The organism is Micromonospora sp. NPDC047753, from assembly GCF_040642735.1.
Lineage (GTDB): Bacteria > Actinomycetota > Actinomycetes > Mycobacteriales > Micromonosporaceae > Micromonospora.
The window spans coordinates 1-10,770 of record NZ_JBEYSL010000218.1; the positions used below are offsets into that span (position 1 = coordinate 1).

Annotated in this window: 10 protein-coding genes and 1 pseudogene; 5 read left to right on the forward strand and 6 right to left on the reverse strand. The window is 71.1% G+C overall.

Translation table 11 applies throughout. The features are described 5' to 3' along the window. Positions 1-64: 64 nt before the first annotated feature. A pseudogene (locus tag ABZ749_RS19070) lies at positions 65-493 on the forward strand (ketol-acid reductoisomerase); the annotation flags it as partial. A gap of 391 nt (positions 494-884) precedes the next feature. After that, positions 885-2,483: a phosphoglycerate dehydrogenase gene (gene serA, locus ABZ749_RS19075; protein WP_357229517.1), complete on the forward strand. Its 1,599-nt coding sequence runs from the start codon at positions 885-887 to the stop codon at positions 2,481-2,483. A gap of 75 nt (positions 2,484-2,558) precedes the next feature. Here the strand turns inward: serA and ABZ749_RS19080 are convergent, their stop codons facing one another. Both ABZ749_RS19080 and ABZ749_RS19085 read right to left on the reverse strand, forming a co-directional pair. Continuing rightward, positions 2,559-2,915 carry a hypothetical protein gene (locus ABZ749_RS19080; protein ID WP_091393184.1) on the reverse strand — a complete coding sequence of 119 codons (357 nt, stop codon included), beginning with the start codon at positions 2,913-2,915 and terminating at the stop codon, positions 2,559-2,561. A 309-nt stretch (positions 2,916-3,224) separates the two neighbouring features. After that, positions 3,225-4,067 (reverse strand): FAD:protein FMN transferase, encoded by an 843-nt coding sequence (locus tag ABZ749_RS19085; protein WP_357229520.1) that lies wholly within the window; start codon positions 4,065-4,067, stop codon positions 3,225-3,227. Positions 4,068-4,293: 226 nt separating this feature from the next. Between ABZ749_RS19085 and ABZ749_RS19090 the strand changes: the two genes are divergently transcribed. Both ABZ749_RS19090 and ABZ749_RS19095 read left to right on the forward strand, forming a co-directional pair. Next, the gene (locus tag ABZ749_RS19090) at positions 4,294-5,325 is read left to right on the forward strand and encodes a 3-isopropylmalate dehydrogenase (protein ID WP_357229523.1); all 1,032 of its coding nucleotides are present in this window, start codon (positions 4,294-4,296) and stop codon (positions 5,323-5,325) included. 143 nt (positions 5,326-5,468) lie between these two features. Further along, on the forward strand, positions 5,469-6,566 hold the full coding sequence (locus ABZ749_RS19095; protein ID WP_355005302.1) for a branched-chain amino acid aminotransferase: 1,098 nt from the start codon (positions 5,469-5,471) through the stop codon (positions 6,564-6,566). 51 nt (positions 6,567-6,617) lie between these two features. On the opposite strand, the gene ABZ749_RS19100 is transcribed toward ABZ749_RS19095, so the two are convergent. The 4 genes from ABZ749_RS19100 to ABZ749_RS19115 form a co-directional block, all read right to left on the reverse strand. Then, complete coding sequence (locus ABZ749_RS19100; protein WP_357229526.1) at positions 6,618-7,388, reverse strand: tyrosine-protein phosphatase; 771 nt, start codon at positions 7,386-7,388, stop codon at positions 6,618-6,620. Between the two features lie 55 nt (positions 7,389-7,443). Then, positions 7,444-7,902: a PRC-barrel domain containing protein gene (locus ABZ749_RS19105; RefSeq protein WP_357229528.1), complete on the reverse strand. Its 459-nt coding sequence runs from the start codon at positions 7,900-7,902 to the stop codon at positions 7,444-7,446. 170 nt (positions 7,903-8,072) lie between these two features. Next, entirely contained in the window at positions 8,073-8,603 is a 531-nt protein-coding gene (locus tag ABZ749_RS19110) for a carboxymuconolactone decarboxylase family protein (protein ID WP_357229532.1), read from the reverse strand. A gap of 2 nt (positions 8,604-8,605) precedes the next feature. Beyond that, positions 8,606-8,800 carry a hypothetical protein gene (locus ABZ749_RS19115; RefSeq protein WP_357229535.1) on the reverse strand — a complete coding sequence of 65 codons (195 nt, stop codon included), beginning with the start codon at positions 8,798-8,800 and terminating at the stop codon, positions 8,606-8,608. Between the two features lie 317 nt (positions 8,801-9,117). Between ABZ749_RS19115 and cimA the strand changes: the two genes are divergently transcribed. Next, entirely contained in the window at positions 9,118-10,701 is a 1,584-nt protein-coding gene (gene cimA / locus ABZ749_RS19120) for a citramalate synthase (protein WP_357229538.1), read from the forward strand. Positions 10,702-10,770: the final 69 nt, after the last annotated feature.

A 10,770-nucleotide genomic window follows, 5' to 3' on the forward strand; every position in this document is an offset into this window, starting at 1 on the left:
CGCTCCGGGACCCGGCCCTTCGAGACCTGCCACACGTCGTACAGGTACGGACTGTCCACCGTCAAAGCAGGCGGTGCTCTGCGGCGGCGCCTCGGCGCTGGTGCAGACCGGTTTCGAGGTGCTCACCGAGGCGGGCTACGCCCCGGAGGTCGCCTACTTCGAGTGCCTGCACGAGCTGAAGCTGATCGTCGACCTCATGTACGAAGGCGGCATCGCGAAGATGCGCTACAGCATCTCCGACACCGCCGAGTACGGCGACCTGTCCCGCGGCTCGCGCATCATCGACTCCCGGGTCAAGGACGAGATGCGCAAGATCCTGGGTGAGATCCAATCCGGCGAGTTCGCCCGCGAGTGGGTCGCCGAGGACGAGGCCGGCCGGCCCAACTTCAAGAAGTGGCAGGCCGAGGGTGCGGCGCACCCGATCGAGGAGACCGGCAAGAAGCTGCGCGGCATGATGAGCTGGGTCGACCGCCCGATCACCGAGACCGCCTGACCCGTCCGACCGACGATCCACCGACAGCCCCTGGGCCGGCGCTCTCCCCAGCGCCGCCCCGGGGCTGCCCGGCATGCTGCCGCCCGTCGATACGTCGGGCGGCAGTGTTCGTGCGCCACGACCGTCCCGCAGTGACCGGCTGGCCGGTGCCGCCGGTGCTCGGCGCGGCCGGAGCAACAGTGTCGGTGCGGTGAACGGCCGATGTCCGTCGCTCGACCGGGCGTGTGAGGGCACTCACCCCGAAGACCGGAACACGCCGACCAGCGGGGCCCCTACGATCGCCTGTAGGTGCAGCAGCCGGCACCTGACGGCCACGGCACGGATCAGCGCAGGGCGCAGTGCGGCGCCCCGCCGCCCGGGCCGATCGCATACACGACCTCTACGAGGACCGATGAATCCTGTCGTACTGATCGCCGAAGAACTCGCCCCCGCCGCCATCGAGGTGCTCGCCCACGACTTCGACGTCCGTCACGTCGACGGCACCGACCGTCCGGCCCTGCTCTCGGCGCTCTCCGAGGCCGACGCCGTCATCGTGCGCAGCGCGACCCAGATCGACGCCGAGGCGGTCGCCGCCGCGCCGCGACTCAAGGTGGTCGCCCGGGCGGGCGTCGGGCTGGACAACGTCGAGGTGCCGGCCGCCACCGCGCGGGGCGTCATGGTCGTCAACGCGCCCACCTCCAACATCGTCTCCGCCGCCGAGCAGGCCGTCGCGCTGCTGCTCGCCGTCGCCCGTAACACCGCGAGCGCCAGTTCCGCGCTCAAGGCGGGGGAGTGGAAGCGGTCGAAGTACACAGGCGTCGAGGTGCAGGGCAAGACGGTGGGCGTGGTCGGGCTCGGTCGTATCGGGGTGCTCTTCGCGTCTCGCATCGCCGCGTTCGGCACCCGGCTGATCGCGTACGACCCGTACATCCAGCCGGCCCGCGCGGCGCAGCTCGGCGTCCGCCTGGTCGGCCTGGAGGAGTTGCTGCGGGAGAGCGACTTCATCTCCATCCACCTGCCGAAGACGCCGGAGACGGTGGGGCTGATCGGTGAGAAGGAGCTGGCGCTCGTCAAGCCCGGCGTTCGAATCATCAACGCCGCCCGTGGTGGGCTGGTCGACGAGCAGGCGCTCGCGGACGCGATCGCCGAGGGTCGGGTCGCCGGCGCCGGTGTCGACGTGTACAGCAAGGAGCCGTGCACCTCGTCGCCGCTGTTCGCCTTCGACAACGTGGTGGCCACCCCGCACCTGGGCGCCTCCACCCACGAGGCGCAGGACAAGGCCGGTCTCGCCGTGGCCAAGAGCGTCAAGCTGGCGTTGCAGGGCGAGTTCGTTCCGGACGCGGTGAACGTGCAGGCCGGCGGTGTGGTCGCCGAGGACGTTCGGCCGCTGCTGCCGCTGGCGGAGAAGCTCGGCCGGGCGTTCACCGCCGTCGCCGGTGGGGTCGCCGCCAGCGTCACTGTCGAGGTCCGCGGTGAGATCGTCAGCCACGACGTGTCGGTGCTCAAGCTCGCCGCCACCAAGGGCCTGTTCAGCTCCGTTGTCGAGGAGCAGGTCACCTACGTCAACGCCCCGCACCTGGCCGCCGAGCGTGGCGTCGAGGTCACCCTGGCCACGCTGGGCGAGACGGCCGAGCAGCCGACCCTGGTCACGGTGCGCGGCGCGCTGCCGGACGGCCGGACCGTCAGTGTCTCCGGCACTGTCACCCACTCGGGCGCTCGGGACGTGCTGAAGCTGACCGAGGTGGACGGCTTCGACGTGGAGATCGGCGCGGAGGGCATCCTGCTCTTCCTGCGCTACGCCGACCGGCCCGGTGTGGTCGGCACTGTCGGTACCCTGCTCGGCGAGTCGGGCATCAACATCGCCGCCATGCAGGTGGCTCGTCGGGAGGCGGGCGGTGAGACGCTGATGACGCTCACCGTCGACCAGGCGCTCGGTGCCGACCTGCTCACGTCGGCCGCCGATTCGATCGGTGCCACGTCGGCCAGCGCCGCCGACCTGCGCGACGAGTAGTAGACGACAAACACCGTGGGGGGCCTGGCGATTCGCCGGGCCCCTCGTCATTTCCCGTCCGTGCCGCCGGTCAGGTCAGCCGGGCAGCCGGGCCGGCGGCGGGTAGACCGAGCCGTCCTGCGGGTCGAAGAGCATCAGCCCGTGCTCGCCGGCCAGCCGCTCGATGTCCAGTAGCACCTGGTCCGCGCAGGTCGGGTGCAGGTTCAGCTCGACGTGGTCGTGGGCCGCGTGCAGCGGTGCCACCGCCCACGGGCTGTTCGGGCCGGGGTGACGGTCCGGATAGGAGGCGGTGATCGCCCGGTAGAAGCTGACCACCCGCGGATCGGGGTAGCGGTCCACGTGCCGCCCCTGCCGGCAACCGTTGACCGCTGTCCGCACGTCCTCGGGCGTCGCCCCGTCCTCCAGGGCCCACACGCTCAGATCGAAACTCACGGCGGATAGCGTGCCATCCGTCGTTCATCATGTCGAAACTGCCTCGCCGCCGGTCAACCACCGATTACCGCAGTCTCCGGTAGCGACGGTCCGGTGTGGAGACTCTTGCGTCGAGTTGCGTCGATTCGCTAGCGTACGCACTGCGGTCACTGGCCGAGTTCGAGGCGCCGGCCCGTCTTCGGGTGGCGCGGTCGACGTCCGGCCCGACCGGTCCGCACCCCTCGGTTGTGCGAGCCACGCGCACTCGTCGCTGACCGGCCCCCACTGTCGTTGCCGAGACCGTGGGGGCCGATCGCTATTTCGCTCCGCTCAGCGACGGTGGGCGAAGAGCGCGCGATAGTCGGAGTTGCCCCGGAACCACGCCAGGCCGGTGGGGCCGGCGGCGTAGAGCGCTGTGGCGTAGGCGTCGGCGATCGTCAGGTCGGGGCCCACCACAGTGGCGGCGACGAGGTGATCGGCCGGCTCGCCGGTGTGCGGGTCCACCACGTGCCCCTGCCGCCCGGTCACCCCGGAGGTGCCGACCGCGCCGGCGGTCATCTCCAGCACCAGCGGCGCGCGCTGGGGTGCGGTCGGGTGGTGCACCGCGACCCGCCAGGGTCCGCCGTGCGGCGCGTGGCCCCGGACGACGAGGTCAGCGCCGACGAGGACGGCGTAGTCGTGGATGCCGGCGTTGCGCAGTCGCTCGGCGGCCCGTTCCACAGCCCAACCGCCGAGCAGGCCGCCCGGGTCGAAGCCGCCGGGCACCGCCCAGGCGTCGAACCACCCGTCGGTGGCCGCGCGCATCGCGGCGCAGCGGTCCACCAGATCGGCCAGCGGAGGGTACGACTCCGGGCTGATCTCGCCCCGACGCAGTCGGGAGACCAGGCTCTCCGGCCGGTTGGGACCGTAGGTGAGGTCGATGGCGCGCAACTCGGCGACGCTGTCCCGCAACGCCTCGCCCACGCCCCGGCGGCCGAGCCACTCGGGGGCGTTGAGCAGCAGGGTGTACTCGGCGGTCGCGGTGCGTACGGTGTGCTGCACCGCGATCCGGCCCTCGGTGGCGGCGGCCGGGTCGATCCGGTGCCGGCGGCTGCCGAGTCGAAGGTCCGGCCGGCGGTTGCGGAACGCGGACGTGTCCGGCCAGCGGGTCCGCGGCTGCTCGTCGATGCGCATCGCATCTGCCCCCTCGCACATGGTGCCGCGTCGCCGCGACCCCGTCGGTCAGCAGGCCCCCGCGACCCACTGGGTACTACCGTAGGCAGCGGAGATGACCGCCCCATGAGTCCCAGCTGAGAGGGTGCTGTGGATCCGGGAATCCCGCACCGTGGACGCCGCGTACCGGGAGGCGGGACGGCGACGTACCGTTGCCCGAACAACCGTTGAGCAGAGGAGTGCGGTCGTGGCGCGGATCGCGGTGGTGGCCGGAGATGGCATCGGGCCCGAGGTGGTCGCGCAGGCCCGCAAGGTCCTCGACGCGGTGCTGCCCGACGTGCAGGCCACCGAGTACGACCTCGGCGCCGCCCGCTGGCACCGTACCGGAGAGGTGCTGCCCGACTCGGTGCTGACCGAGCTGGCCGGGCACGACGCCATCCTGCTCGGCGCGGTCGGCGACCCGACGGTCCCGCCGGGTGTGCTGGAGCGTGGGCTGCTGCTCAAGCTCCGTTTCGCCTTCGACCAGTACGTCAACCTGCGCCCGTCCCGGCTCTGGCCCGGGGTCGCCGGACCGCTGGGCAACGTGAAGCCGGGCGAGGTCGACCTCGTGGTGGTGCGGGAGGGCACCGAGGGGCTCTACGCCGGCGCCGGTGGTTCCCTGCACCGGGACACCCCGGCCGAGGTCGCCACCGAGGAGAGCCTGAACACCCGGCACGGCGTGGAGCGCGTGATCCGCGACGCGTTCGCCCGCGCCGGCCGCCGGGAACGGCGCAAGGTCACCCTGGTGCACAAGACCAACGTGCTCACCCACGCCGGCTCGCTCTGGGCGCGTACGTTCGACGCGGTCGCCGCCGAGCACCCGGACATCGAGACCGAGTACCAGCACGTCGACGCGGCGGCCATGTTCCTGGTCACCCAGCCGCAGCGCTACGACGTGGTGGTCACCGACAACCTCTTCGGCGACATCCTCACCGACATCGCCGCCGCCGTCACCGGCGGCATCGGGCTGGCCGCCAGCGGTTGCATCAACCCCGAGGGGGCGTACCCCTCGATGTTCGAGCCGGTGCACGGCTCGGCGCCGGACATCGCCGGGCAGGGCATCGCCGACCCGGTCGCCGCGGTGCTCTCCGCCGCGTTGCTGCTGGAGCAGCTCGGGCACAGCGAGTCGGCCGCCCGGGTCAACGCGGCGGTCGCCACCGAGCTGGCCGGCCGCGTGCCGGGCGTGACGCTGCGTACCGAAGAGGTCGGCGACCGGCTCGCCGCCCACGCCGTAGCCTGATCATCCCGGCCCGCGTGGCGACCGGTCTGCCGCAGGCAGCCCGACCGGCGTTACCCGCTGAACGAGCGTTCGGGGTAAGTTTCTGGCACAGCCATGTCGGTGTGCGGTCCCGCATGCCGTTGTCCCGCAGGGAGGTCAGCGCGATGAGCGGTGGTGACAAGCTCGACTTCGAGATCCGTCCGAATCTCGCGCCGGTATCCGTCGCCGATCGGGCCGCACTGTTGACCAACCCCGGGTTCGGTCGGGTCTTCACCGACCACATGGTCACCGTCCGCTACGCCGACGGCAAGGGCTGGTACGACGCCCGGGTGGAGGCCCGAGCCCCGATCCCGATGGACCCGGCCAGCGCGGTGCTGCACTACGCGCAGGAGATCTTCGAAGGGCTCAAGGCGTACCGCACTGCCGACGGTGGCGTGACGATGTTCCGGCCCGATGCCAACGCGGCCCGCTTCGCCACGTCCGCGCAGCGGATGGCGATGCCGGTGCTGCCGCCGGACGTGTTCGTCGACTCGCTGCACAAGCTCATCGAGATCGACCGGGAGTGGATCCCCACCGGCGAGGACGGCAGCCTCTACCTGCGGCCGTTCATGTTCGCCAGCGAGGTCTTCCTCGGCGTCCGGCCGGCCAACGAGTACCTCTACATGGTGATCGCCTCACCGGTCGGGGCGTACTTCACCGGTGGCGTCAAGCCGGTCACCGTCTGGGTCTCCCCGGACTACACCCGGGCCGCGCCCGGTGGCACCGGCGCGGCCAAGTGCGGCGGCAACTACGCCGCGTCGCTCGCCGCCCAGGCGGAGGCCATCGAGGCCGGCTGCGACCAGGTCGTCTTCCTGGACGCGGTGGAGCGCCGGTTCGTCGACGAGTTGGGCGGCATGAACGTCTTCTTCGTCTACGACGACGGCACAGTGGTCACCCCACCGTTGACCGGCACGATCCTACCGGGCATCACCCGCGACGCCGTCCTCGCGCTGGCCGCCGGGGCCGGACACCAGGTCGAGGAGCGGCCGGTGAGCTTCGCCGACTGGCAGGCCGACGCCGCCAGCGGACGCCTGAAGGAGGTGTTCGCCTGCGGCACCGCCGCGGTGGTCACCCCGATCGGTGGGGTCCGCTTCCCCGACGGCGAGTTCCTGATCGGTGGTGGCGAGCCCGGTCAGGTCACCATGGCCCTGCGTCAGCAGTTGGTCGACATCCAGCGGGGCAAGGCGGCCGACCCGCACGGCTGGGTGCAGCGGGTCTTCTGATCTCCGTCGCCGCGCCGGCCCGTCCACCCGGACGGGCCGGCGCAGTCGGCGCTACGCGTCGCTGGGCTGCGCTTCAGTGGGCTCGTCGAGCAGGTGGTCGCGGAGCGCGGCGAGCTGTTCCTCGGTCACCCCGGCGTGGCGCAGGTACGCCTCGACCGAGCCGTGCCCCGCGCGCAACTCGTCGAGGAAGATCTGCATCGCCTCCGCGGGTGAGCTCAGGAACGGCGCCGGCACGTCCACGCCGCCCGGGGTGACGGAAGCCAGCCAGGCGCTGTACCGGGCCGACGCCACACTGCTCAACGCGTAGTCCGCGGTGATGTCCGCGTCGTCGACGCCGAGCACGGCGAGGGTCAACGCGCACACGATGCCCGTGCGGTCCTTGCCGGCGACGCAGTGCACCACCACCGGGGAGTTGGCGGAGTCGGCGATCAGGCCGACCGCCTCGGCCAGCCCGGCGGTGCCGGTCTGGGCCAGGTCGGCGTACCGGTCCGCGAGGTACCGGGCCAGGCTGGCGCCCTCCTCGTGCGGCGTACCCGCCCAGTCGGCGTGCTCCGGGTGGATGTTCCGGTAGGTCAGTCCCTGGTACTCCGGCACCCGGCCGTCGCGCTGCACCTCGGTGGGGCGGCGCAGGTCGATGACGGTGCGGATCCCGATCGCGGCGAACGCGTCGTGGTCCTGCTCGGTGAGGCGGTGCAGCGAGTCGGAGCGGTAGAGCCGACCTCGGCGGACCGACCGGTCGTCGTGGCCGAGGTGGCCACCGACGTCGCGGAAGTTGAAGGTGGCGGGGAGCGAGAGCTGGGGGTTGTTCTCGGTGGCGTCCACGTTCACACGGTAACGGCCGGTGGGACAGTGCCCCACCGGCCGTCGGGTCGAACAGTCAGCGTGCGGTGCCGGGCGGGAGCGCGCCGTACGTCTCGTCGTAGTAGCCGCCGAGCTGATCCCGGTAGCGCGGGTCGCTGTGGCTGGTCTCGTCGTACTCCGGGGCGGCCTTGATCTGGTCCTGGGTCCGGTCGACGGAGACGGTGCGCTGGTCGTGGTCGACCTGGTTGACGGTGCCGGCCGGCAACATCACCTTCTTGCCGAAGATCCAGGGCCCGGTGTCCACGACCAGGTAGCTGCCGCCCACCTCGTGACTAGCGCTGTCGATCTTGCCAATTCCCCCGTCGGTGGCCTCGACCTTGTAGCCGACCAGGTCGACGTCGGCCACACCGGCCTGGTCCCGGTAGCGCCAGGGGTCGAACGTGCCGGCCGGCGCACCGCCGGGCACCGCGCCCTGGTCGCCGCCGCGCAGCGGGTCCGGCCCCGCGTGGGTGGCGTGCGGATCGATCCTGTCCATGCCGTTCACTCCTGACTGTCGCCGATCGTCTCGCCGAAGGGTGGGTGCGTCCCCGCAGGAGCTACCCGGCCGTCGGGGGCCGGAAACGGCGATCAGGGCGCGGCACGGCGACAGACCGCTGTACGGCGAGGGGCCGCGAGGCGCGGCGTCGGCCCGTCTCGGGGCGTCCGTCAGGCCAGGGCGGTCTCGGCGTCCAGGGTGACCGCCGCGGCGTGCACCACGGCGGAGATCCGCAGGGCCTCGTGCAGCTGCTCCCGGGTGAAGCCACTGCCGCGCAGCCTCTTCTCGTGCAACTCCAGGCACACTTCACAGCCGGCGATGGCCGAGACGGCGAAACACCAGAGTTCGAAGTCGCCCTTGTCCACCCCCGGCCTCGCGATGATCCGCATCCGCAGTCGGGCCGGCATCGAGGCGTACCGCTCGTCGCCGATCAGGTGCTTGGCCCGGTAGTAGATGTTGTTCATCGCCATGATCGCCGCAGCGCCCTTGGCCGCCTCGACACCTTCCGGCCCGAGGTGCCCGAGCGCCTCGGCTGCGATCTCCCGCAGAACCACCGGGTTGCGAGCGGTCACCGCACAGGCCAGCGCGACGCCCCAGGTTTGTGGCGGGGTCAACGCCGAGGAACCGATTGTGGCGCCCAGGTTGAGCCTGATGTCGTTGGCGTACTCCGGCAGGGCTGCCTTGATCGCGTCCAGGCCCATGGTCAGAATCCGCCGGCGGAGGTCTCGTCGGCGATCCCCGTCGGGCTGATGGTGGTGAAACCCATCGGCCCGACGAAGACCACACACCACGTGCCCTCGTGGGACGTGTGGTTGACCGCCGTGGACGCGTTGTTGGCGCCCAGCGATACACAGGCGGCGAGGCCGTGCTCAGGTAAGCGGTCACTGACGGTGAGCACAGGTCCTCCTTGCTGACGGCACGGTGGCCATCATCGGATCCGTTCCCGATGCTTCCGCATGGCTGGTTCCCCCGATGAGTGGGCTGGGTGGCTTGTGAAGCCGATCACGAGCGGCGGTTCGGGGCGTACGAACCCTCCGTCACCATCCCGCTATATGGATTGTTCCTCCCAGATTCGGGGGAGGGGTGGCAGAGTGGCCATCGTGACCAGCACCGCCCTGATTATTGCGACCTAGCGCGCCGGCTCTCCCCTCTGCCGAGCGCGCAGACCTCCCGCATCCGCGGGAGGTCTTTTTGTTGCTCCGAGAAAGGATCCTGATGACGTTCCAGGTCTTCGACACCACGTTGCGCGACGGCGCTCAGCGCGAGGGGCTCACCTACTCGGTGGTCGACAAGCTGGCCGTGGCCCGGCTGCTCGACGAGTTCGGCGTCGGCTTCATCGAGGGTGGCTGGCCAGGCGCGGTGCCCAAGGACACCGAGTTCTTCCGCCGCGCCCGCACCGAACTGGACCTGCGGCACGCCGTACTCGTCGCGTTCGGCGCCACCCGCAAGGCCGGCGTCGCGGTTGCGGACGACCCCCAGGTACGCGCCCTGCTGGACGCGCAGACCCCGGCCGTGGCCCTGGTCGCCAAGGCCGACACCCGGCACGTCGAGCGCGCGCTGCGCACCACCGGCGCGGAGAACCTCGCCATGATCCATGACACCGTCAACCACCTCGTCCGCGAGGGTCGACGGGTCTTCGTCGACGGCGAACACTTCTTCGACGGCTACCGGCACGACCCCGCGTACGGCGCCGCCGTGGTGCAGACCGCGCTCGCCGCCGGCGCCGAGCGGATGGTGCTCTGCGACACCAACGGCGGCATGCTGCCGTCCCAGGTGACCGCCGTGATCCATGACCTGACGAACAGGCTGGGGATCGACGCCGGGCTGCTCGGTATGCACGCCCAGAACGACACCTCCTGCGCGGTGGCCAACACCATCGCCGCCGTCGAGGCGGGCGTCCGCCACGTGCAGGGCACCGCCAACGGGTACGGCGAGCGCCCAGGCAACGCCGACATCTTCGCTGTCGTCGCCAACCTTCAACTCAAGCTCGGCATGCCCGTCCTACCGGAGGGCTGCCTGGCGCAGATGGTGCGGGTCTCGCACGCCATCGCCGAGATCGCCAACATCGCCCCCGACACCCACCAGGCGTACGCCGGGGCCGCCGCCTTCGCCCACAAAGCGGGGCTGCACGCGAGCGCGATCAAGGTCGACCCGTTGCTCTACAACCACGTGGACCCGTCGGTGGTGGGCAACGACATGCGGATCCTCATCACGGAGATGGCCGGCCGGGCCAGCGTCGAGCTCAAGAGTCGTGAGCTCGGCCTGGACCTGGCCGCCAGCCCGGACGCCCTGAACCGGGTCACCAAGCGGGTCAAGGAGCTGGAGGCGGGTGGCTGGTCGTTCGAGGCGGCCGACGCCTCGTTCGAGCTGCTGGTCCGCTCCGAGATGCCGGAGGGCAGCCCGGCCCGACCGTTCACCCTGGAGTCGTACCGGGTGTTGGTCGAGCACCGTGAGGACGGCGCTGTGGTCTCCGAGGCGACCGTCAAGATCCGGGTTCGCGGTGAGCGGGTGATCGCCACCGCCGAGGGCAACGGCCCGGTCAACGCCCTCGACGAGGCGCTGCGGGTGGGGCTGGCGCGGCACTATCCGCAACTGCGCGACTTCGAGTTGGCCGACTACAAGGTGCGGATCCTGGAGGGCAGTCACGGCACCGGAGCGGTCACCCGGGTCCTGCTGGAAACCTCCGACGGCGGCGGCCGGGACTGGACCACTGTCGGCGTCCACCCCAACGTGGTCGAGGCCAGCTGGCACGCCCTGGTAGACGCCCTGACCTACGGCCTAGCCCCCACCTCCGTCTAACCCCCCCCCCCCCCCCCCCCCCCCCACCACAAAAAAAAAAAAAAAAAAAAAAAACCAAAAAAACAAAAA